The sequence below is a fragment of the Kitasatospora sp. NPDC034533 genome, from assembly GCF_055575155.1.
On record NZ_JBVITE010000010.1, the window covers coordinates 154,705 to 175,904 of the forward strand.

Consider the following 21,200-nt stretch of genomic DNA (forward strand, 5'->3'; position numbering starts at 1 on the left):
CGCTCGTTGGGAGAGCCGGGGAAGGTTCACTCGCTCGGGTGGTTTCAGAGGGCCCGGCGGCATCTCGCCCGGTCAAGGGCAGTAAAGTTAGGCTTACCTAACTTCCCTTGGGGGTTCTCGTGTCGCTCGCTGCCGTACCCGCCCAGGCCGTCTCCGGAGCCCTGGACGCCGGTGAAGCCATCCTGCGCCGTCAGCGCGTCCGCGAGTCCGCCGCCAGAACGTACGCCCGCTCCTTCCCGATCGTCCCGGTCCGCGCCCACGGCATGACCGTCGAGGGCGCCGACGGGCGGCGCTACCTGGACTGCCTCTCCGGCGCCGGCACGCTCGCCCTCGGCCACAACCACCCGGTGGTGCTGGAGGCGATCCGCCGCACGCTCGACAGCGGCGCCCCGCTGCACCTGCTCGACCTCGCCACCGCCGAGAAGGACGACTTCACCAGCGCCCTGTTCGAGAGCCTGCCCGCCGAGTTCGCCGCCCGCGCCCGGGTGCACTTCTGCGGTCCCGCCGGGACGGACGCCGTCGAGGCCGCGCTCAAACTGATGCAGACCGCCACCGGCAGTTCCGGGGCGCTCGCCTTCACCGGCGCCTACCACGGCATGACCGCCGGCGCCCTCGCGCTCACCGGCAGCGTCGCCGTCAAGGAACCGCTGCCGAGCGGCGGCGAGGTCACCCGGCTGCCGTACCCGTACGGGTACCGCTGCCCGTTCGGGGTCGGCGGTGGGGCGGGCGCAGACCTCGCCGCGACCTACGTGGAGCGCCTGCTCGACGACCCCTCGGGCGGCGTGGTGGCCCCCGCCGCGATGATCCTGGAGGCCGTCCAGGGCGAGGGCGGCGTCGTCCCCGCGCCTGACGACTGGCTGCGCGCGATGCGCCGGATCACCGCCGAGCGCGGCATCCCGCTGATCGTGGACGAGGTGCAGACCGGGGTCGGCCGCACCGGTGCGATGTGGGCGGTCGAGCACAGCGGCATCGTGCCGGACGCGATGGTCCTCTCCAAGGCCATCGGCGGGAGCCTGCCGCTCGCCGTCGTCGTCTACCGCGAGGACTACGACGGGTGGCGGCCCGGAGCCCACACCGGCACCTTCCGCGGCAACACCCTCGCCATGGCCGCCGGCGCCGCGACACTGCGCCACGTCGCCGCGAACGGGCTGGCCGAGCGGGCCGCAGCCCTCGGCGAGCGGATGACGGCGCGGCTGCGCGAGCTCGCGGCGGAACTGCCGGTGATCGGCGACGTGCGCGGGCGCGGGCTGATGCTCGGAGTCGAACTGGTCGACCAGACGGCCGAGCCCGACGGGTGCGGCGCCCGGCCGGCGGACCCGGCGCTCGCCCTGCGGGTCCGTGAGGCGTGCCTGGCGCGCGGTCTGATCGTCGAGCTCGGCGGTCGCCATGACGCCGTGCTGCGGCTGCTCCCACCGCTCACCATCACGGACGAGCAGGTGGCGGCGGTGCTGGAGCGACTCGCGGAGGCGATCGCGGCGGCCTCGGCCGACGGCCCGGCGACCGGTCCGGCAGTCGGCTCAACGAGCGGTTCGGCAGGCGGTTCGACGAGCGGTTCGGTGACCCGCCCGGTGACCTCCTCGTCGACCTTCTCGGCGGGTGGGCCGGCGGACCGGGAGCAGCGGTGAGCGCGCCCGCGCCCGGTCCCGGCCCCGTCGAACTTCCCGGGGGCGGCACGGCGACGGACGCCCTGGCCGGCGGTGCGGCGGGGCCGGGAGCGCTCGCGCCGCTACTGGCCACCGTCCTCGACTCCCTGGAAGCGGGCACCGTCAGGCGCGCCGGACCGCTGCCGGCGGGCAGCCCGGCCGAGATCGCCGCCCTCGTCGACGAGACGCTCGCCACCAGCGAGGGACCGGCAGCACTCGCCGCGCTCACCGAACTCCTCGCCCACGGCGCCGCCGACCCCGCCGACCCGGCCTGTGCCGGGCACCTGCACTGCCCGCCGCTCGCCGTCGCCGCCGCGGCGGACCTCGCGGTCAGCGCGCTCAACCCCTCCCAGGACTCCTGGGACCAGGCCCCCGCCGCCACCGCCCTGGAGAGCGCGCTGCTCTCCGAGATCGCCGGACTGGTCGGCTACGACCCGGCGCGCTCCGCCGGAGTCCTCACCTCCGGAGGCACCGAGTCCAACCTCACGGGGCTCATGCTCGCGCGCGACCAGAAGCTCGGCGGCCTCGTCGAACTGGACGGCATCCCGGCCGGTGCCCGGCCGTGCGTCCTCGCCTCCGAGGCCGCGCACTTCTCCGTCCAGCGCGCCGCCGCCCTGCTCGGGCTCGGCGAGCGGGCGGTCGTACCCGTCCCGGTCGACCGCCGGCTGCGGATGCGGGAGGACGAACTGGCGCGGGCGCTGGCCGAGGCCGTCAGGTCCGGACGGACCCCGATCGCGGTGGTCGCCACCGCCGGCACCACCGACACCGGGGCCGTCGACCCGCTGAACGCCGCCGCCGACCTCGCCGGACGCCACGGCGCCTGGCTGCACGTGGACGCCGCGTACGGCGGCGGGGCGCTGCTCTCCGACCGGCTCGCCCCGCTGCTCGACGGCATCGCCCGCGCCGACTCGGTCTCCCTCGACTGGCACAAGCTCGGCTGGCAGCCGGCCGCCGCCGGGATCTTCCTGGTGCGACGTGCCGAGACCTACGCCTCGCTCGCCCGCCGTGCCGAGTACCTCAACCCGATCGACGACGAGCGGGCCGGTTACCCCAGCCTGCTCGGCCGGTCGCTGCGCACCACCCGCCGCGCCGACGCCTTCAAGCTCGCCGTCACCCTGCGCACCCTCGGCCGCGAGGGGCTCGGGCGGCTGGTCGACAGCTGCCACGACCTCGCCCGCGCCGCCGCCGACGCCGTCCGCGCCGACCCGGCGCTCGAACTCCACGCCGAACCCGTGCTCACCGCCCTCCTCTTCCGCTACCGGCCGCCGGGGGTGACGGACGAGACGGCGCTCGACGAGCTGAACGGCCGGCTGCGGCGCGTGCTGCTGCGCACCGGCCGGGCGGTGGTCGGCCGCACCGAGCTTCCGGGCGACGGACCGGGGCGGGTCCGGCTGAAGCTCACGCTGCTCAACCCGCACGCCACGGCGGGGGACGTCGGCGCGCTGCTGCGGGAGGTGGTGGGCGCCGGCCGCGTGGCGGCGGGAGAACCCGCCGGGTAGTCGGGCGGGGTGGGCGAGCCAGGGCGGCAGGGCGGGGCGGGGCCGGGGCCGATGGGGCAGGAGGCGGTGGCGCCTTCGGTCAGTCGCTCATCAGGATCGACCGGGTGAGTTCCCAGGTGTCGGGGTCGGCGGCGACCAGGAGGCCGTCCTCGCAGCCGGGGGCCTCGGGCCGGTAGGGGGTGCCGTCCGGGCGGGCGGACACGCCGCCGGCCTCGGTGACCAGGAGGGAGCCCGGGGCGTGGTCCCAGGGGAGGGTGCGCCAGTAGAGGAGGAAGTCGAAGCGGCCCTCGACGACGTCCGGGTACTCGATCCCGGCGGCGTGCCGACCGGGGGAGATCTCGCCGAAGGACGCGATGTTGTCCGTGAGTCTGCGGCGGTGCTGGGGGTCGAGGTAGCGGCTCTTCACCGAGCCGCGCAGCTTCGCGACGTCCGTCGGGGCCGGCGGGCGGGTCAGGCGCACTCCGTCGCGCCAGGCGCCGGAGCCAAGCTCGGCGCAGTAGGTGGTGGCGGTGGCGGGCTGCCATATCCAGGAGGCGACGGTCCGGCCGGAGCGGACCAGGGAGCACATCACGGCGTACTCGGGGCGGCCGGCGACGAAGTTGGCGGTGCCGTCGACCGGGTCGACCAGCCAGGCCGCCGGTTCGTCGTGGAGGGCCATGGCGAGCGACGGGTCGGCGGCGACCGCCTCCTCGCCGACCACCGGGACGGGAAGCAGCTCGTGCAGCCGACGGGCGATGATCGCTTCGGCCTCGCGGTCGGCGACCGTCACGATCTCGCCGGGGGCCTTCTCCATCACCTCACCGGCGGCCAGCGCCCGGAAGCGCGGCTCCACCGCCTCGGCCGATGCCTCGGCGAGTATCTCCGCCACCTTGTCCATCAGCACGTTCGCGCTCCCTTCGCTGCTTACCACTCTCCCATGAGTGGAGCGAGTGGGCGGCGGCGGACCGGGGGACGGTGGGCGGCTGACAGCGGGCGGCGGACGGAATTGGGATGACGGGTTTCAGATGACAGATAACAGATTTCGAAATCTGTTATCTGTCGCCTGTCATCTGTTACCTGTCTCCGCGGCCCGCCCGTCGCCGCCGACGGATCTCCCTGACGGTTCGTCCACAGCCGGGCCGCGACGCGCGGTTCGGCGCCGAGGGCATCGGCTATGGTCGCCCGCATGATCGATTCCACCACCAGGGTCCGGATCGCCCGCCCCTCGCGCGACCTCGCGGCAGCCGAGCGCTTCTACGTCGGCGGCCTCGGCCTCGACGTGGTGTGGCGCAGCACCGAGCGGGTGTCCGGCAAGCACGACCTCCTGATGGTCGGTCCCTCCGGCGGCAGTTGGCACTTCGAGCTGACCCACGACCCGGAGCGGCCGCTGGAGCCCACCCCGACGGTGGACGACCTGTTCGTCGTCTATCTCGGCGCCCCGGTGGACGAGGCCCTGGTCGCCAGGCTGGAGGCGGCCGGTGGCACCCGCGTGGAATCCCACAACCCCTACTGGGACGAGTTCGGCGTGACGGTGTCCGACCCGGACGGCTACCGGTTGGTGCTCTGCTCCCGCACCTGGGCGGCCTGAGCCCCCGGATCCCGGGGCGCCCCGGCATCCGTGCCCGTCCCGCTTCCGCTCCCGCCGCGCAGCACCGCCACACCCCGGTCCAGGTCCACGCCGAAGTGCGGTGGTGCTCCGGCCCGCGCGTCGTCCCGCAGCGCGAGCCGCTCCCGCTTCTGCTCGACCTGTATCCGCTTGCCCGAGCTGAACAGCGCGTGCAGCTCCTCCAGCCCGCCGACGCCCGCCCCCACCCCTGGTCCGCGGTGCCGCGGCCGTGACGAGGACTCGTCCCGGACCTGCCATGACGCCAACAGCACCAGCCCCAGTACCGCCGCGACCGCTGCCGCCACACCCACGATCAACCCCATGACCGCTCAACGCGCCCGCGCCGCCCGGACGTTCCCCAGGGGAACACCGTGACGAGAAGCGCCCGGGGAACGACGGGCGGCGCAGAGGGCGGCCTACGGACAGCGAGCGGCGGGACCACCGGATACGCTGCCGCACGAACGGAAGGAGCGCCCACACCATGCCCGTGCGCGGAACCCTCGTGGACATCCCGACGGCGGACGGCACCGCCGACGCCTACCTCGCCCACCCCGATGACGGTCGGGCCCACCCCGGCGTCATCCTCTACATGGACGGCTTCGGCCTCCGGCCGCAGTTGGAGCGGATGGCCGACCGGCTGGCCTCGGCCGGGTACACCGTGCTCGTCCCCAACGCGTACTACCGCAACGGCCGCGCGCCGGTCGTCGAACTGCCCGAGCTCATCGACCTGGAGCACTTCGGTGAACTCTTCGGCAGGATCGGCCCGTTGCTCGACACCCTCACGCCGGAGGCGACCACCCGCGACGCGGACGCGTACCTGCGCTGGCTCGCCGAGTCCCCGCTGGTCCAGGACGGCCCGGTCGGCCTGACCGGCTACTGCCGCGGCGCCCTGCTGGCGCTGCGCACGGCTGCCAGCCACCCGGACCGGATCGCCGCCGCGGCCGGGTTCCACGGCGGCGGCCTCGCCACCGACGCTCCGGACAGCCCGCACCTGGGCGCGGGCCGGATCACCGCCGAGCTGTACTTCGGCCACGCCGACGAGGATCCGTCGCTGCCGCCCGAGCAGATCGACCGGCTCGCCGCCGCCCTCACCGCCGCCGGCGTCCGCTACCGGGCGGAGGTCTACGCCGGCGCCCCGCACGGCTACACCCAGGCCGACACGACCCGCTACGACGCGGCCGCCGACGAGCGCCACTGGGAGGCGCTGCTCGCGCTGTTCAACCGCGCACTGCCGGTCTGAGATCGATTCACGGGCTTCCGGCGCCTCACGGGCTTCTGGCGTCCCGCGGGCTTCTGGCGTCCCACGGGCCTCGTGCGCCTTACGAGCCTGACTGGCGTGAGCGGCCGACCAGTTGACGGAACGAACGCACCGGCCAACGGATTCACGGGGGGTCCTCATGAACACCGGATCGAGCGGACGGGGAGCGCCGTCCGGACCGGACCTGCGGGGTGTCCGCGACGCGATCGCACGGGCGCTGGGAGCGCACGTGCCGGACGGCGTCCGGACCGGTGAACTGGACCGCGGCGGTAGGGCGTTGCGCTGGGTGGAAGCCGGCCGGGGCGGCGCCGCGCCGGTGGTGCTGATCGCGGGCGCCGGCTCCTCCTCGCTCACCTGGTGCCCCGTACTGCCCCAACTCGCCGAGCACGGGCGGGTCGTCGCGTACGACCGGGCCGGGCTCGGAGCCAGCGATCCCGGCCACGCCGCCACCCCGACACCGGACGGGCAGATCGCCGACCTGGCGGCCCTGGTGGAGCACCTGGACGCCGGCCCGGTCCTGCTGGTCGGGCACAGCTGGGGCGGTCAGCTGGCCCAACTCCTCACCTGGCAGCGGCCGGAGCTGGTGGCCGGGCTGGTGCTGGTGGACCCGGCGCACGAGGAGTTCCAGCCACGGTCCATCCGGGTCGCGGAGTCCGTGCTGAACCGGATCTGGCTGGCTCGGGCGGCTCGGGCGGCTCGGGCGTCGAGGGCGGCTCAGGCGGCTCGGCCGTCGAGGGTGCCGCAGCCGGCGGTTTCCGGCCCGGTGGATTCGATGGAGCGGGCGGAGGCGGCCGAGACCGCGCACCGGCACCAGCGCCGGACCATCCTCGCCGAGCAGCGGATGACGGCCGCCGCCGTCCGTGAGGTCCGGCGGCGCCGCTTGGCCGCCCGGCCGCCCGACGTGCCGCTGGTGGTTCTGAGCGCGACCGACGGGCTGCCCCGGGGGATGCGCTCGCGCTGGACCGCGATGCAGGCGGCCGTCGCGGCCGGTGCAGCCCGGGGCACGCACCGCGTGGTGCGCGGCGCCGGGCACGCCGTCCATGCCGACCAGCCGCAGGCCGTCACCGAGGCTGTCCGAGAAGTCGCCGACTTTGTCCGAAGCAATCCGGAGGCTGACGACAAGTGAGCAAACCCTGGTCGAAATCGGACTGCTGAGGCTGTGACATGCTCTGGCACACTGTGTGCCGACGACCCGCCGGGGTGGGTCACGACACAGGGGGAGCAGGGGTATGGGCGGCGCGGGCACCGTGCTCGGCGGGCGGTACGAGCTGGTCGAGAAGATCGGCGGTGGCGCGATGGGGTCGGTCTGGAAGGCCGAGGACACCGTGCTGGCGCGGCAGGTCGCGGTCAAGATCCTGCGCTCGGAGCTGCTGGAGGACGACACCTCCGCCCAGCGCTTCCGCCGTGAGGCCCGGCTGGTCGCCGCGGTCGACCACCCGGGCGTGGTGGGCGTCCACGACTACGGCGAGAGTGGCGGGGAGGGCGAGGAGCGCTGCGCCTACATCGTCATGGAGCTGATCGACGGCCGTCCGCTGGACAGGGTGCTCAAGGACACCGGCCCGATGACCGTCGCGCGGACCCTCGAACTGGTGGCCGGCGCCCTGGACGCGCTGCACGCCGCGCACCGGCGGGAGATCGTGCACCGGGACGTCAAGCCGTCGAACCTGATGGTGCGAACCGACGGACGCGTGGCCATCACCGACTTCGGCATCGCCCGGGCCCTCGCCAGCACCAAGCTCACCGCCCCGTTCGCGATCATCGGCACCGCGCTCTACATGTCTCCGGAGCAGGCCGAGGGCGCGAGCCTGGGGCCGGCCACCGACCTCTACTCGATCGGCGTGGTCTGCTACGAACTGCTGGTCGGCGAACCGCCGTACACCGGTGACGGCCCGCTCCAGATCGCGCTCAAGCACGTCAACCAGCCGGTGCCGCAGCTGCCGGACACCTTCCCGGCGCCGGTGCGGGCACTGGTCGCCCGGGCGCTCGCCAAGAAGCCCGAGGAGCGGTACGCGGACGCCGCCGAGATGGCCGCCGCGGCGCGTTCGGCGCTCGCGGGGGAGGACGGCGCCGGAGCCGGCCGGTCGGCGGGGCGGGCCGGGGCGGCCGACAGCCGGACCATCCCGCTTCGGCCGGGCGCGGACGGGGAGGGCAAGGGCGGCGGCGTCGCGGAGCCTCCCGAGGGCGCCGTGGGGCGGCCTCCCGAGGACGTCGATCCGGGGCCGGCCACGGGCGTGGCGGCGGTGCGGGCCGAGGAGGAGCCCACTGCGGGGTCGGCCAAGGGCGGCGCCGTGGTGGCGCCCGCTTCGGGGGGGCACCCCGGCGCCGGACGAGGTCGCGAGGCTGGAGCCGCAGGCGCCGACCGAGCCCGGCCGCCGGCGGTCGCGCCGCACCCTGCTGGTGCCGATCGTCATTCCGGTCGTCATCTCCATGGGCACGGCGACCGTCCTGTTGATCGACCGCGCGCCCGGTGGCTCCGACGCCGCCTCGCCGCCCGCCGCCCAGCCGACCGTGGTGGTCACCGCGCCCGCCAGCCCGGGCGCCGCCGCCTCGGCGCCCGCGACCGGCACCGCGCCCGCCACCCCGACGCCGACCGACGCCCCGGCGGCCACTCCGGGGCCGGACCAGCCGACGCCCGGTGCGGCCCAGAACCAGCCACCGGTCCCGGCAGCGGGCCAGGGCGCCTCGGGCCAGGGTGTCTCGGGCCCGGGTGGCGCCGGAGGCTCGGGCAGCGGCCGGACCGGCGGCGCGGGCACGGCCGGTGGCGGGTCGTCGGCCGGGCAGGCGAACCAGCCCGGAGGCGGGAACCCGGCCAACCCGCCCGCCAACCAGAACCCGCAGCCTCCGGCCCAGACGACGGGCGGCGGAACCGCCGGTGCCCAGCAGAACCCGGGCCGACCGCCGTCCTGCGGAGGGAACAACTGGAGCACCATCGTCAGCGTGAAGGACGGCCGCACGATCGGCATGCGCGACGACAACCTGAACGGAGACAACCCGATCGTGCTCGGCGGCCACGCACAGTACGGCTGGGTGCGCTCGACCAACCCCGGCGCGTGGATCCTGTTCAACGCCTGCAACAACGGCGGCCCGCAGATGGTCCAGACGATGGACGGGAAGGTGACCCTGAGCGGTGGCTTCAGCTTCCTGACCAACTGGTCCGTCCGTCAGGGGAGTTCGGCTGGCTCGTACACGCTCGGCGACTACCAGAACCAGTCCTGCATGACCAGCAACGGGCCAGGTGCCGCGGTCACCATGGTGGCCTGCACCCCCGGCAACACCGCTCAGGAGTGGCGGTTCCAGTGACCGGCCCGAGCGGGCGGAGGGCGTCCGGAGGATGAAATCCGGCGACACCGCAGGCCGTTGGCCTGGGAGGCTGCCGGGATCGCCACCGATGTCGGCCGTCTTCTCGATCACGGGCGAGGAGTGGCCGTCCCGCCGGGTGGGTCCGGAGCGGCGGATCGCGGAGTTGCGTTCGGCGAAGTCGCGTTCCGCGTAGCCGCCTTCCGTGTGGCTGGTTGCCGTGTGGTCGCGGTGGTGACGTCGGGCGACCGGATAGCAGACAGCTTGCCGACCGGCAACGGGGTCCGGGTGGCGGAAGCTCGCCACTCGGACGTCAAGCGAACGTATGGAGTCATCTACACACATGTAAAAGTCGATCGCGGGTCGGACGGCCTCCGGCCCCGCCCGTCGAACCGGCAGTCGGTGAGCGCGCGCCCGTAGGAGCAGGCGGTCGGCCGTCGGCCGGCCGGGAGCCCTCGACGGGATGTGGTGGATTGTTCCGGTTCGTCCGCCGATTGAAGGCCCTTTACCTTGTGGCGGGACCTGGCCAATCGCTGAAGCAGGCCTGTCAATTCACCTGCTGGATTGTCATGCTTCTGATCACTCCTCGGCGGTAGCCCCCACCCCCACCCCTCGGTGGCGAGCCGTTCGACCGCACGGGGTTCCAGCACGTCAGTGCCCGTCCCGCCCCACGGTGCCGACCCGGCCCCCGGGACGCGGTGCGACCGCGCCGCCCGGACGCGGTTTCCAGGAAGGACTCGCACGTGAAGCGTAAGCTCGCGGCCGTCGCCGCACTCTCGGCCACGGCCCTGTTGACCGGTGTGATCCAGGTGAGCACCGCCGCCCAGGCCGCTCCCGCCCCCTCCTCGTCGCAGGCCCAGCCCGCCCGGCAGCACGCGGCCGCGCTCACGCTCGCGGCCGGTCAGGCCGGCCCGCTGGCCAAGGCGCTCAAGCTCGGCGACAAGGAGCAACTCGTCGCCAAGGACGCGGTGGTGGACCAGGACGGCACCCGTCACCTGCGCTTCGAGCGCACCTATGCGGGCCTGCCGGTGATCGGCGGCGACCTGGTCGTCCACCAGAGGTCCGACGGTTCGGTGAAGTCCGTCGACAAGGCCGTCACCGCGCGGATCGCGCTGCCGAGCCTGACCCCGAAGATCGCCGCCGACCAGGCCGCCGCACAGGCCACCGGGACGGTCAAGGCCACCGTCGGCGTGACCACCGACGCCGACGAGTCGCCACTCACCCAGGTCCAGCCGGCCGATCGGGCCGAGCTGGTGGTCTGGGCCACCGACGGCGACCCGCGCCTGGCGTACCGCACCACGGTCGGGGGCGTGCGCGCCGACGGCACCCCGAGCCGCCGGATCCTGGTCACCGACGCCGCCGACGGCCGGGTCCTCGCCACGCACGAGACGATCGAGACCGCCGTCGGCACGGGCCACGGCATCTTCGTCGGCCGGGTCCCGCTGACCACCACCCGGAGCGGCTCGCAGTACCGGCTGAGCGACGCGACCCGCGGCGGCCAGTCCACCAGCGACCTGGGCAACGGCACCAGCGGAACCGGCTCGGTGTTCGCCAACACCAGCGACAGCTTCGGCGACGGCACCGTCAGCAACCGCGAATCCGCCGCTGTGGACGCCCAGTTCGGCGCCGCCGCCACCTGGGACTTCTACAGGAGCACCTTCGGCCGCAACGGCATCCGCAACGACGGCGTCGGCGCGCTGAGCAGGGTGCACTACGGCTCCAACTACGTCAACGCCTTCTGGGACGACAGCTGCTTCTGCATGTCGTACGGGGACGGCGCCAACGACGCCGCCCCGCTCACCGAGATCGACGTGGCCGGCCACGAGATGAGCCACGGCGTCACCGCCGCCACCGCCAACCTCGACTACGCGGGCGAGTCCGGCGGCCTCAACGAGGCCACCTCGGACATCATGGGCACGATGGTCGAGTGGTACGCCAACCTCCCCTCCAACCCGCCGAACTACTGGATCGGCGAGCTGATCAACCTGCGCGGCGACGGCAGCCCGCTGCGCTACATGGACCAGCCGAGCAAGGACGGCGGCTCGGCGGACTACTGGGACGCGAACGTCGGCAACCTGGACGTGCACTACTCGTCCGGGGTGGCGAACCACTTCTTCTACCTGCTGGCCGAGGGCAGCGGCGCGAAGACGATCAACGGGTTCAGCTACAACAGCCCGACGTACGACGACTCCACGCTCGCGGGCATCGGCCGGGACAAGGCGGCGCAGATCTGGTACCGCGCGCTGACCACCTACTTCACCTCCACCACCGACTACGTGGGCGCCCGGGCGGGCACCCTCAGCGCGGCGGCGGACCTGTACGGCTCGGGCAGCGCGGAGTACAACGCGGTCGCCGCCACCTGGACGGCGGTCAACGTCAACTGATCCGGGGCGGACCGCCCGGGCCCCGGCACGGGAACGCGGCGGATCGAGATCCCCGCCGGGCCGTGGGTGCCGGGCCGGCGGGGAAAGCGGCGGGGCGACGGTGAGCGGACCACCGTCGCCCCTGCTGCCGTGCTGCCTGACGATACGTCAAATTCGTTGCTCGTGCAGCTCGTGGGGTGATCTCGTGTCGGCGGTCGGCGGTCGGCGGTCGGCGGTCGGCCTGGGGTGGTGCCTCGGCGTAACGGCGTTGCCCCATCGGTCCGTTGCTCGACCCGGAGCGGCGTCTCGTTCGGGACCTTCGGGCGCGGCGGATGACGCCGATCAGCACATCGGACGGGCCTGCGTACACCCAGAAAACTCCACCATCGGGGCGGCAGCGGACTGCTCCCGCGAGCGGCAGCGCACGTGCTACCGGGGGTCTTCGCCGTTTCCGTAGCGTCCCCGGCATGACGTTACTGACGCGAACTCCGCCGAGCGCCGTCCGGCGACGCGCCCTGCTGGTCTACCTGGTGCTCGCCTACGCCGGGATGTGGGCGGCCATGGCGCCGCTGCTAGCCACCGGGTACCAGCGGGCCGACGCCCGAGAGGAGACCGGCGGTCTGGAGCAACTCTGCATCGCGGCGGCGATGTTGGCCCCGGCGTTGGCGGCGCTGTTCGTCGTCCGCTTCGTCGAGCGTGGCGGGCGTGGGCGTGGGCGTGGGCGCGGGGACGGAGTCCGGGACGACGGCGGGACCGGCGGGGTGTGGGAGGCGCTCGCGCTGCGCCGGCCCCGGCTGCGGGACCGGGCGCTTCGGGCCTGCCTGCTGCCGCTCGGGGTGCTCGGCGGGCTGACGGCGGCGGCGCTGGCGCTCGGCGCCCTCCTGGGCAGCTACCCGTTCGCGGGCTTCGGCTCGCTGAGCGCGGGACAGGTCGGTGGGTGGGCGGTCCGGGGCGTGATCGGGATGGTGCTCTCGCTGCCGCTGTTCTTCGGGGAGGAGATCGGCTGGCAGGGGTTCCTCTTCCCGCGGCTGCTGCGGCTCGGTGAGGCCGGTCGAGGCTCGGAGGTGGGTGGTGGGCCGAGGCTGGTCCGGGCGTACGTGCTCACCGGTACGGCCTTCGCACTCTGGCACCTGCCGACGCTGCTGATGGGCGGCCAGTACCCGGGGCGGCCCTGGTACCTGGCGGTGCCCGCGCTGACGGTCAGCTGTGTGCTGGTGCTGCCGGTCTTCACCTGGCTGCGGCTGCGCTCGGGGTCGGTGATCCCGGCGGTGCTGGCACACGCCTTCACCAGCAGCATGAGCGTCTCGATGGTCCGGGAGTTCGCCGGCCCGGACGCCGAGTTGGACCCGCTCACCATGTCGCTCGCCGGTTGGCCCGGCTGGATCGTCCTCGCGGCGTTCGTGGCCTTCCTGGGCTGCACGGGACGCCTGCGGCCGGGGCGGTACGGTCCGGAGTGACGAGTGCCCGGGCGGCGGGGGCGGCGGGGGCGGAGGGGGCGCTCGGCGGACGGTGGATGACAGACGGCAGATGACAGGTGACAGCGGACAGATTTCAGATGACAGATGTTGAAATCTGTCATCTGAAATCCGTCAGCTGAAAGTCGCCCGCCGTCCTCCGTCACCCACCCGCCGGCGCCAGGTGCTTGCGGATCTCGTCCAGGATCAGCCCGGCCCCGGTGTAGCCGATGCCCAGCATCCACAGGTCGTCGTCCACCCGGAACACCCGCCCGCTCCGCACCGCGTCCAGGCCCTTCCAGAGCGCGCCTTCGGTGATCTTCCCCTGGTCCGACTTGGCGGCGTCCCCGTACACCGAGTAGAAGATGACGTCGGCTGCCGCCTGGTCCACCTGCTCCGGGCTGATCTCCAGGGAGAACCCGGGCTTGTCCTGGTTGGCGGGCCGGCCGAGGCCGAGGTCCTTGAACAGTGAGCCGACGAAGGTGTCGTTCAGGTAGAGCCTGGTCGGCGCCCCCGCCAGGAAGCGGGCCATCTCGACCCGGGTGGCCGCCGCCCTGGCGGGCCCGCCGAGTGCGGTGACCAGGTCTCGCAGCTTCGCCCGGTACGCCGCGTCCACCGCCTCGGCCTCGGCCTGGCGGCCCAACGCCTCGGCGTGCAGCCGGACGTTCTCCTTCCAGGCCGGCCCGGTGGTCCTGGAGAGCACGGTCGGCGCGATCTTCGACAGTTCGTCGTACCGCCTGTCGTCGCGGACCTGGTTGCCCAGGATGAGGTCCGGCCGCAGCGCCGCGATCGTCTCCAGGCTCGGCTGACCGATCGCCCCGACGGGCTTGGTCCCGGTCAGCCGCTCGGTTGGCAGGTAGGCGGGGAAGGCGGCGCCGGCGCTGACGGTGGTGGCACCGACCGGGCCGAGACCGAGCGTGACCACCGAGTCCAGCGCGTCGGTGTCCAGGACCACCACCCGGCTCGCCCGCGCCGGCACGGTGCTCTCGCCGCGCGCGTGCCGGACCGTCCGCGTGCCGGCGGCGCCGGAGGAACCACCGCCCGGCGCCTGGGAGTCGGGTCCGCACCCGGCGAGCGCGAGCCCGGGGGCGAGTCCCGCGGCGAGGCCGAGGACGGCGCGGCGGCTGAGCGGTCCGGGCATCGGCGGCACCTCCAACGTGCGGGCGGGGCGCGGGAATCCCTGCCCGCACGGCGGCCCGGCTACGCCTCGGAGCCGTTCTCCCGTCGCTGGCGCAGCAGTTCCTCGTACTCGGCGTGCACCCGCCGGTCCATCGCGAGGGTGAACTGGGCGTCCGCGACGGTGCGGGCCAGCGGCCGCACCCGCAGGACGCGCTCGGTGAGCCGGGCCGCCTCGCCGGGCGGGAGCGGAGCGTCGGTGCCCAGCGCGCTGAGCAGGTGCTCGCTCACCACCTCGATGAAGATCTCGGCGATGGCGTCCACGTGCTCCCGGGTGCGCCGGCTGGCCTCCAGCACGGCCGAGAGCGGTACCCCCTCCGCCACCAGCGCGGTGGTGGCGTCCATGAGCCGCCGGCTGACGTGGGTGATGCCGTCCTCCTCGACGGCGATGTAGCCCTGGGCGATCGACTCGGCGACGTTCTCCTCGGTGAGCTGGTCGCCGAAGGCGGTCTTCAGCTCGTCCCAGTCCAGGCGCACCGGGGTCTCGTCCGACCACGGCGCGACGATGGCGGCCTCCAGCCCGATCAGGCCCGCGACGTCCCGCCCGCTCTCGCCGGCGCCGATCAGCTCGGCGATGCCGCCCAGGGTGTGGCCGCGTTCCAGCAGTTCGCCGATCATCCGCAGCCTGGCCAGGTGCTCGTCGCCGTACCAGGCGATGCGCCCCTCCTTGCGGGGCGGCTGGAGGAGCTTGCGCTCGCGGTAGAAGCGCAGGGTGCGAGTGGTGATCCCGGCCGCCTCGGCCAGTTCCTCCACCCGGTACTCGCGTTTTCTGTCGCCCGCGGCAGCTCTGACCTTGTCCACGGCGATCAGCATAGGACCGTCGGCTCGCGAGGTTCCCCGAACCGGAGCCGTCGCGCTCCTTCCATCCGGTGTCGGCACGGGCTACCCTGCCAACCATGCCAGTGATTACTGGCGCGATTGGCAGGGTCTCGGAGGCGAGCCCCGGAAGCTTCCGGGGCGGACGGCCCCGGGAGAGCGCGACGATCACCGCCCCACCCTCAGGAGGTTGCCGCATGGCATCCAGCAGCAAGCGCCCCCGCTCCGACGCGTCCGCCGCGAGCGGCACCGCCACTGCGCCGCAGGCCGTCCCGCACGTCCGGGTGGCGGTGATCGGCTCCGGCTTCGGCGGTCTCGGCGCCGCGGTCCGGCTGCGCCGCGCCGGGATCACCGACTTCGTGGTCCTGGAGCGCGCGGACTCCGTCGGCGGCACCTGGCGCGACAACAGCTACCCCGGCTGCGCCTGCGACGTGCCCTCGCACCTCTACTCCTTCTCCTTCGCGCCCAACCCGGAGTGGCCGCGCAGCTTCTCCGGCCAGCCGGACATCCGCGCCTACCTGGAGAAGGTCGCCACCGTCTTCGGCCTCCGCCCCCACCTTCGCTTCAACACCGAAGTGCTGGAAGCCCGTTGGGACAGCGAGCAGACCCACTGGCGGATCGCCACCTCGGCCGGCCAGTGGACCGCCGACGCCATCGTCTCCGCCGCCGGACCGCTCGCCGACCCGCAGATCCCCGACCTCCCCGGGCTGAGCGGCTTCCCCGGGAAGGTCTTCCACTCCTCCCGCTGGGACCACGACTTCGAGCTGACCGGCAAGCGCGTCGCGATGGTCGGCACCGGCGCCTCCGCCGCCCAGATCATCCCGTCGATCCAGCCCCGGGTCGGAAAGCTGACGGTCTTCCAGCGCACCCCGGCCTGGGTGCTGCCGCGCCGTGACCGCGAGATCAGCGGGCTGGAGAAGTGGCTGCACGGCCGTCTGCCGATCACCGCGAAGGTCCGCCGCGGCACCCTCTTCGCCCTGCGCGAGCTCCAGGTGGACGCGTTCGTCCGCCGCCCCGGGCTGCTGCGCCTGGTCCAGCAGGTCGCCGAACGCCACCTCGCCCAGGGCGTCCGGGACCCGGAGCTGCGCGCCAAGCTCACCCCGGACTACCGGATCGGCTGCAAGCGCATCCTGCTCAGCAACACCTACTACCCGGCGCTCGCGGCGGCCAACACCGAGGTCGTCGCCTCCGGGCTTCGCGAGGTGCGAGGCTCCACGCTGGTCGCGGCCGACGGCAGCGAGCACGAGGTGGACGCCATCGTCTTCGGCACCGGCTTCCACGTGACCGACATGCCCATCGGCGCCCGGGTGTTCGGCGCCGACGGAACGAGCCTGGCCGAGGAGTGGAAGGACGGCATGGAGGCGCTGCGCGGCTCGACCGTGCACGGCTTCCCGAACCTCTTCTTCGTCATCGGCCCCAACACCGGCCTCGGCAACAGCTCGATGATCCTGATGATCGAGTCCCAACTGAACTACATGATCGACGCGTTGACCACGCTCGACTCGATCGGCGCCACCGCGATGCAGCCGACCGCGCGCGCCCAGCGGCAGTGGAACCTCGAACTCCAGCACCGGATGGACCGCACCGTCTGGACCACCGGGGGCTGCCGCAGCTGGTACCTCGACCCGAGCGGCAAGAACACCGTGCTCTGGCCCGGTTCCACCACCTCGTTCCGCAGGGCCACCCGCAAGGTCGACCTCGGCGAGTACGAGCTGATCATGCGCACCGCGCCGACCGTCGCCCGCACCGTCCAGGAGGTCTCCGCATGAGCCCCGTCCGACTGCCCGCCGAGTACGAACCGCCGGTGCCGCAGGAGGAGTTCAGCGTACTGTCGGCGGACGGAGTCCGGCTGCACGTCGAGGTGCACGGCCGGATCGGCGCGCCCACCGTGGTGCTCGCGCACGGGTGGACCTGCTCGACGGTCTTCTGGGCGCCCGTGATCCGACTGCTGGCGGACCGCTACCGGGTGGTGGTCTACGACCAGCGCGGCCACGGGCGCAGCGAGATCCCGCCGAGCCGGGTCCGCTACTCGACCCGGGCGCTGGCCGAGGACCTGTCCGCCGTGCTCGCGCGGACCGTCCCGGCGGGGGAGCGGGCGGTGCTGGCCGGGCACAGCATGGGCGGGATGACCATCATGGCCGCCGGCGGCCGTCCCGAGGTCGCCGAGCGCACCGCCGCCGCCGTGCTGATCTCCACCGGGCCGGGAGAGTTGGTGGCCGAACTCACCGTCCTCCCGCCGGCCGTGCGTGCCCGGGGCCTGCGGCGCTTCCTGCACCGGCAGCTGCTGCGCTCCCGGATGCCCCTCGGGCCGGTCTCACCGGTCAGCCGGGCGGCGCTCAAGTACGCCACCATGGGGCCGAGTTCGCCCGCCGGACAGGTCGAGGCGACGGCCCGGATCGTGCACGCCTGCCCGACCGCCGTCCGCGCCAACTGGGCCGCGGTGCTCGACCGGCTGGACGTCCACTCCGGGCTCGCCCGGCTCACCGCGCCCACGGCGGTGGTGGTCGGCACCGGCGACCGGCTGACCCCGCCGGTGCACGCCCACCGGATCGTCGCCGGACTCCAGGACCCGCAGGGGCTGTTGCTGCTGCCCGGGGTCGGTCACATGGCGCCCCTGGAGCGCCCGGTGGAGGTGGCCGCCGAGATCCACCGGATGGCCTCGGCGTACCTGGCGGCCGCGCCCGCCGACGCCCCGGAGTCCGCCTCCGCCGCCGTCCCCGCGCCCACCGCGGCTGTTCCCGCTTCCGTCGACGAGAGGACCGCTGTCGCATGAACGCCATCCCGCCGTTGTCCGCGCAGGTCGTCGTGGTGACCGGGGCCGCGCGCGGCGTCGGTGCGTCGCTGGCCCGCAAGCTCGCCCGGCGCGGGGCCAAGGTGGCCCTGCTGGGATTGGAGCCGGAGGAGCTGAAGACCGTCGCGGCGCAGTGCGGCCCGTCCGCGACCAGCTGGGAGGTGGACGTCACCGACCTCGACGCGCTGGAGGACACCGCCCGGCTGGTCAAGGAGCACTACGGGCGGATCGACACCGTCGTCGCCAACGCCGGGATCGCCCTCGGCGGGCCGCTGGCCGAGAGCGACCACCGGGCGTTCAGCCGGGTCATCGAGGTCAATCTGCTCGGCAGCGTGGCCACGGCGCGGGCCTTCCTGCCGGCGCTTGCCGAGAGCCGCGGCTACCTGCTCCAGATCGCCTCGCTCGCCGCGCTGACCCCCGCGCCGCTGATGAGCGCGTACTGCGCCAGCAAGTCCGGGGTGGAGGCCTTCGCCCACTCGATCCGCGCCGAGGTGGCCTACCGCGGGGTCAAGGTGGGCGTCGGGTACCTGAGTTGGACCGACACGGACATGGTGCGCGGCGCCGACGAGGACGCGGTGCTCAAGCAGATGCGCTCCCGGCTGCCGTGGCCGGCGAACAAGACGTATCCGCTGGAGCCCGCGGTGGACCGGATCGTCGCGGGGATCGCCCGCCGGTCCGCGCACGTCTACGCCCAGGCCTGGCTGCGCGGGATGCAGCCGGTGCGCTGGCTGCTGCCGAGCCTGATCGCGGTGGTCGGCTCCCGGGACGTGGCCCGGCTCGCCCCGCAGCTGGCCGCCACCGCCGCGAGCCGGCTGCGTGCGGTCGGCGCCGGAGGGGCGGCGGACACGGCGGTCCGGGGAAGCCGGAGCGGGGCGGGTGACTGACGGCGGGAGATCGCCGGCCCTCGGCCGGCAACTGACGACTGACAGATGACAAGTAACAGATAACAGATGACAGTTGACAGATTTCGAAATCTGTCAGCTGTCATCTGTCACCCGTCCACCCCGCCGCGCCGGCCCCCGCCCCCACCTCCGCCAGCGCCTTCAGCGTCTCCAACGCTCGCGCCAGCACCGGCAGCGGCGGCGAGCCGAGACCGACCCGGACGGCGGCGGGCGAGCGCCGGGGATCGACGGCGAAGGCCGCCGCGGGCGTGATCGAGATCCCGGCGCGCGCCGCCTGCGCCACGAAGACCTCCGCACGCCACCCCGCAGGCAGCTCCCACCACAGGTAGTACGAGCACGGATCGGACCGCAGCCGCTGCCCCGCCAGCACCTCGCGCGCCAGCAGCTGCCGGGCCGCCGCGTCGGCCCGCTTCGCCGCCTCCACCGAGGCCAGCGTGCCGTCCCCGATCCAGCGCACCGCCGCCTCCACCGCGAAGCCGCTCGGCGTCCAGCCACCCGAGCGCAGCGCCCCCGCCGCCCGCTCGCGCAGCGCCGCCGGGACGACCGCGAAACCCGTGGTCAGCCCGGGGGCGAGCCGTTTGGAGAGGCTGTCCACGAGTACGGTGCGCTCCGGGGCGAGCGCGGCGAGCGGCGTCAGCTCGGGCCGCAGGAAGGACCAGACGGCGTCCTCGACCACCGGCAGGTCGAGCCGCCGCAGCACCTCCACCAACGCCGCCGCCCGCTCGTCCGGCAGGCTCGCGCCGAGCGGATTCTGCAGGCGTGGCTGGACGTACAGCGCGCGCAGCGGTGCGGCCCGGTGGGCCGCCGCCACCGCCTCCGGCAGCAGCCCGTGCCCGTCCACCGTCAGTGGCACCAGCACGATGCCCAGCCGCTCCGCCACCGCCTTGACCACCGGATAGGTCAGCTCCTCCACACCCAACCGCTGACCGGGCGGCACCAGCGCGGACAGAGCTCCGGCGACGGCCTGCCGCCCGTTGCCGGCGAACAGCAGCCGCTCCGCCTCGACCTTCCAGGCCCCGGACGACAGCAGTCCCGCGAACGCCCGCCGGGCCGCGTCCGTCCCGCCCGCGCCGACCGGCCGCAGGGCTTCGCCGAGCGCGTCCGGGCGCAGCAGCGGAGCCAGCCCACCCGTCAGCAGCTCGGCCTGTCCGGGGACGGCGGGGTAGTTGAGCTCCAGGTCCACCGGTGAGGCGGCCGGTTCGGCGAGCGCCACCCGGGCGCCCTCCACCCCGCGCGCGGCCCGGACGAAGGTGCCGCGCCCGATCTCCCCGACGGTCAGCCCGCGCCGGGCCAGTTCCCGGTAGACGCGCCCCGCCGTCGAGGCGGCGATGCCCCTGCTGCGGGCGAACGCGCGCTGGGTCGGCAGCTGCTGGCCGGGCCGCAGGCGCCCGTCGGCGATGTCGGCGGCGATGAGGTCGGCGATCAGGCGGTAGTCGTCCATCGGTGGTCAGCCCTCCCGGAGCCGTGCGGGTCCAGCCCGAACCCCGTCCGAAACCTGTCCGAACCCCGTCCGAAGCCGCGTTCGGAATCCGGCCCGGAACCCCTCCCCGCGGTCGGGCGGAACCGCGGCACACCCCGAGCATTGCACCGAGGGCAAAGTCATCATTGCATCGACCCGGCGGTCGGTCCTAGCCTCCTCGCATGGACGCGTTGACATCCGCCGTGGACATCCACGCCGTGCTCGGGATCGCCGCCGTGGCCCTGGGCATGGCACTGTCGCCCGGGCCGAACATGATCTACCTGGTCTCGCGCTCGATCGCGCAGGGCCGGCGTGCCGGACTGATCTCGCTGATCGGGGTCGCGGTCGGCTTCCTGGTCTACCTGGTCGCGGTGACGGCCGGGGTGGCCGCGGTGTTCTCGGTGGTTCCCGCCCTCTACACCGCGATCAAACTGGCCGGTGCCGGCTACCTGCTCTGGCTGGCCTGGAAGGCGGTCAAGCCCGGCGGTGAGGCGGTCTTCGCCCCGCAGCAGCTGCCGCCGGACCCGCCGCGCCGACTGTTCGCGATGGGCTTCCTGACCTGTCTGCTCAACCCCAAGATCGCCATCATGTACATCTCGCTGCTGCCCCAGTTCGTGGCCCCGGAGCGCGGCCACATCGCCGCGCAGAGCCTGGTGCTGGGCCTGGCCCAGATCGCGATAGGCGTCACCGTCAACGGCCTGATCGCGCTGAGCGCGGGCAGCATCGCGGCCTTCCTCAACCGCCGCCCCGGCTGGCTGCGGATCCAGCGTTACGTGATGGGCACCGTCCTCGCCGGCCTCGCCGTGCACATCGCCGCCGACCGTGCCAAGGCCGTCGCCGTCTGATCGGCTGATCTCCCGGACATCGCCCAGCCGTCCAGCCGCCCAGCCGTCCACCTGTCACGCGGTCCAGCGGCGGTCGAGCCGTCGAAGCGGCCCAGCAGCGGTCCAGCCGCCG

General features: G+C 73.9%; 17 protein-coding genes and 1 pseudogene. 13 read left to right on the forward strand and 5 right to left on the reverse strand.

Features of this window, described 5'->3' with window-relative positions; translation table 11 throughout:
• The first annotated feature begins 107 nt into the window (after nt 1–107).
• Entirely contained in the window at nt 108–1,625 is a 1,518-nt protein-coding gene (locus tag ACZ55U_RS10455) for a diaminobutyrate--2-oxoglutarate transaminase family protein (protein WP_465524554.1), read from the forward strand.
• Entirely contained in the window at nt 1,622–3,142 is a 1,521-nt protein-coding gene (locus ACZ55U_RS10460) for a pyridoxal phosphate-dependent decarboxylase family protein (RefSeq protein ID WP_465524556.1), read from the forward strand. Before ACZ55U_RS10455 ends, ACZ55U_RS10460 begins: the two co-directional genes overlap by 4 nt.
• 79 nt (nt 3,143–3,221) lie before the next feature.
• On the opposite strand, the gene ACZ55U_RS10465 is transcribed toward ACZ55U_RS10460, so the two are convergent.
• Nucleotides 3,222–4,019 (reverse strand): inositol monophosphatase family protein, encoded by a 798-nt coding sequence (locus tag ACZ55U_RS10465; protein WP_465524618.1) that lies wholly within the window; start codon nt 4,017–4,019, stop codon nt 3,222–3,224.
• A gap of 288 nt (nt 4,020–4,307) precedes the next feature.
• Between ACZ55U_RS10465 and ACZ55U_RS10470 the strand changes: the two genes are divergently transcribed.
• Entirely contained in the window at nt 4,308–4,709 is a 402-nt protein-coding gene (locus ACZ55U_RS10470) for a VOC family protein (RefSeq protein ID WP_465524558.1), read from the forward strand.
• Here ACZ55U_RS10470 and ACZ55U_RS10475 read toward each other — a convergent pair.
• Nucleotides 4,670–5,050, reverse strand: coding sequence for a DUF6191 domain-containing protein (locus ACZ55U_RS10475; protein ID WP_465524560.1), 381 nt, complete (start codon nt 5,048–5,050; stop codon nt 4,670–4,672). The two genes, ACZ55U_RS10470 and ACZ55U_RS10475, sit on opposite strands and share 40 nt — an antisense overlap.
• Nucleotides 5,051–5,208: 158 nt before the next feature.
• On the opposite strand from ACZ55U_RS10475, the gene ACZ55U_RS10480 reads away from it, so the two are divergent.
• From ACZ55U_RS10480 to ACZ55U_RS10505, 6 genes and pseudogenes are all read left to right on the forward strand, one after another.
• Nucleotides 5,209–5,967 (forward strand): dienelactone hydrolase family protein, encoded by a 759-nt coding sequence (locus ACZ55U_RS10480; RefSeq protein WP_465524562.1) that lies wholly within the window; start codon nt 5,209–5,211, stop codon nt 5,965–5,967.
• A gap of 157 nt (nt 5,968–6,124) precedes the next feature.
• The gene (locus ACZ55U_RS10485; protein WP_465524564.1) at nt 6,125–7,111 is read left to right on the forward strand and encodes an alpha/beta fold hydrolase; all 987 of its coding nucleotides are present in this window, start codon (nt 6,125–6,127) and stop codon (nt 7,109–7,111) included.
• 169 nt (nt 7,112–7,280) lie between these two features.
• Nucleotides 7,281–7,937 (forward strand): annotated as a pseudogene (locus ACZ55U_RS10490) (serine/threonine-protein kinase); the annotation flags it as partial.
• A gap of 445 nt (nt 7,938–8,382) precedes the next feature.
• Nucleotides 8,383–9,285: a hypothetical protein gene (locus ACZ55U_RS10495; protein WP_465524620.1), complete on the forward strand. Its 903-nt coding sequence runs from the start codon at nt 8,383–8,385 to the stop codon at nt 9,283–9,285.
• A 740-nt stretch (nt 9,286–10,025) separates the two neighbouring features.
• Complete coding sequence (locus tag ACZ55U_RS10500) at nt 10,026–11,666, forward strand: M4 family metallopeptidase (protein WP_465524566.1); 1,641 nt, start codon at nt 10,026–10,028, stop codon at nt 11,664–11,666.
• A 446-nt stretch (nt 11,667–12,112) separates the two neighbouring features.
• Nucleotides 12,113–13,102, forward strand: coding sequence for a CPBP family intramembrane glutamic endopeptidase (locus ACZ55U_RS10505; RefSeq protein ID WP_465524568.1), 990 nt, complete (start codon nt 12,113–12,115; stop codon nt 13,100–13,102).
• Nucleotides 13,103–13,262: 160 nt separating this feature from the next.
• Here ACZ55U_RS10505 and ACZ55U_RS10510 read toward each other — a convergent pair whose 3' ends face one another.
• Together ACZ55U_RS10510 and ACZ55U_RS10515 are read right to left on the reverse strand one after the other, a co-directional pair.
• Nucleotides 13,263–14,240: an ABC transporter substrate-binding protein gene (locus tag ACZ55U_RS10510; protein WP_465524570.1), complete on the reverse strand. Its 978-nt coding sequence runs from the start codon at nt 14,238–14,240 to the stop codon at nt 13,263–13,265.
• 59 nt (nt 14,241–14,299) lie between these two features.
• Nucleotides 14,300–15,088 (reverse strand): MerR family transcriptional regulator, encoded by a 789-nt coding sequence (locus tag ACZ55U_RS10515; protein WP_465524572.1) that lies wholly within the window; start codon nt 15,086–15,088, stop codon nt 14,300–14,302.
• Nucleotides 15,089–15,288: 200 nt separating this feature from the next.
• On the opposite strand from ACZ55U_RS10515, the gene ACZ55U_RS10520 reads away from it, so the two are divergent.
• Genes ACZ55U_RS10520 through ACZ55U_RS10530 form a run of 3 tightly spaced genes read left to right on the forward strand, consistent with a single transcriptional unit; the run spans nt 15,289 to nt 18,766 of the window.
• Nucleotides 15,289–16,860, forward strand: a complete 1,572-nt coding sequence (locus tag ACZ55U_RS10520) for a flavin-containing monooxygenase (protein WP_465524574.1) — start codon at nt 15,289–15,291, stop codon at nt 16,858–16,860.
• The gene (locus ACZ55U_RS10525; protein WP_465524576.1) at nt 16,857–17,864 is read left to right on the forward strand and encodes an alpha/beta fold hydrolase; all 1,008 of its coding nucleotides are present in this window, start codon (nt 16,857–16,859) and stop codon (nt 17,862–17,864) included. The genes ACZ55U_RS10520 and ACZ55U_RS10525 overlap by 4 nt, the downstream gene beginning before the upstream one ends.
• Nucleotides 17,861–18,766 carry an SDR family oxidoreductase gene (locus ACZ55U_RS10530; RefSeq protein ID WP_465524578.1) on the forward strand — a complete coding sequence of 302 codons (906 nt, stop codon included), beginning with the start codon at nt 17,861–17,863 and terminating at the stop codon, nt 18,764–18,766. The genes ACZ55U_RS10525 and ACZ55U_RS10530 overlap by 4 nt, the downstream gene beginning before the upstream one ends.
• Nucleotides 18,767–18,866: 100 nt before the next feature.
• Here ACZ55U_RS10530 and ACZ55U_RS10535 read toward each other — a convergent pair whose 3' ends face one another.
• Nucleotides 18,867–20,225 (reverse strand): aminotransferase-like domain-containing protein, encoded by a 1,359-nt coding sequence (locus tag ACZ55U_RS10535; protein ID WP_465524580.1) that lies wholly within the window; start codon nt 20,223–20,225, stop codon nt 18,867–18,869.
• Between the two features lie 200 nt (nt 20,226–20,425).
• On the opposite strand from ACZ55U_RS10535, the gene ACZ55U_RS10540 reads away from it, so the two are divergent.
• On the forward strand, nt 20,426–21,088 hold the full coding sequence (locus ACZ55U_RS10540) for a LysE family translocator (protein ID WP_465524582.1): 663 nt from the start codon (nt 20,426–20,428) through the stop codon (nt 21,086–21,088).
• Nucleotides 21,089–21,200: the final 112 nt, after the last annotated feature.

What these genes read in the sequence shown, in the direction of transcription:
- ACZ55U_RS10465 (WP_465524618.1), bottom strand. Translation starts at nt 4,019, where the DNA reads ATGGACAAGGTGGCGGAGATACTCGCCGAGGCATCGGCCGAGGCGGTG.
- ACZ55U_RS10470 (WP_465524558.1), top strand. Translation starts at nt 4,308, where the DNA reads ATGATCGATTCCACCACCAGGGTCCGGATCGCCCGCCCCTCGCGCGAC.
- ACZ55U_RS10475 (WP_465524560.1), bottom strand. Translation starts at nt 5,050, where the DNA reads ATGGGGTTGATCGTGGGTGTGGCGGCAGCGGTCGCGGCGGTACTGGGG.
- ACZ55U_RS10480 (WP_465524562.1), top strand. Translation starts at nt 5,209, where the DNA reads ATGCCCGTGCGCGGAACCCTCGTGGACATCCCGACGGCGGACGGCACC.
- ACZ55U_RS10485 (WP_465524564.1), top strand. Translation starts at nt 6,125, where the DNA reads ATGAACACCGGATCGAGCGGACGGGGAGCGCCGTCCGGACCGGACCTG.
- ACZ55U_RS10505 (WP_465524568.1), top strand. Translation starts at nt 12,113, where the DNA reads ATGACGTTACTGACGCGAACTCCGCCGAGCGCCGTCCGGCGACGCGCC.
- ACZ55U_RS10510 (WP_465524570.1), bottom strand. Translation starts at nt 14,240, where the DNA reads ATGCCCGGACCGCTCAGCCGCCGCGCCGTCCTCGGCCTCGCCGCGGGA.
- ACZ55U_RS10515 (WP_465524572.1), bottom strand. Translation starts at nt 15,088, where the DNA reads ATGCTGATCGCCGTGGACAAGGTCAGAGCTGCCGCGGGCGACAGAAAA.
- ACZ55U_RS10520 (WP_465524574.1), top strand. Translation starts at nt 15,289, where the DNA reads ATGGCATCCAGCAGCAAGCGCCCCCGCTCCGACGCGTCCGCCGCGAGC.
- ACZ55U_RS10525 (WP_465524576.1), top strand. Translation starts at nt 16,857, where the DNA reads ATGAGCCCCGTCCGACTGCCCGCCGAGTACGAACCGCCGGTGCCGCAG.
- ACZ55U_RS10530 (WP_465524578.1), top strand. Translation starts at nt 17,861, where the DNA reads ATGAACGCCATCCCGCCGTTGTCCGCGCAGGTCGTCGTGGTGACCGGG.
- ACZ55U_RS10535 (WP_465524580.1), bottom strand. Translation starts at nt 20,225, where the DNA reads ATGGACGACTACCGCCTGATCGCCGACCTCATCGCCGCCGACATCGCC.
- ACZ55U_RS10540 (WP_465524582.1), top strand. Translation starts at nt 20,426, where the DNA reads ATGGACGCGTTGACATCCGCCGTGGACATCCACGCCGTGCTCGGGATC.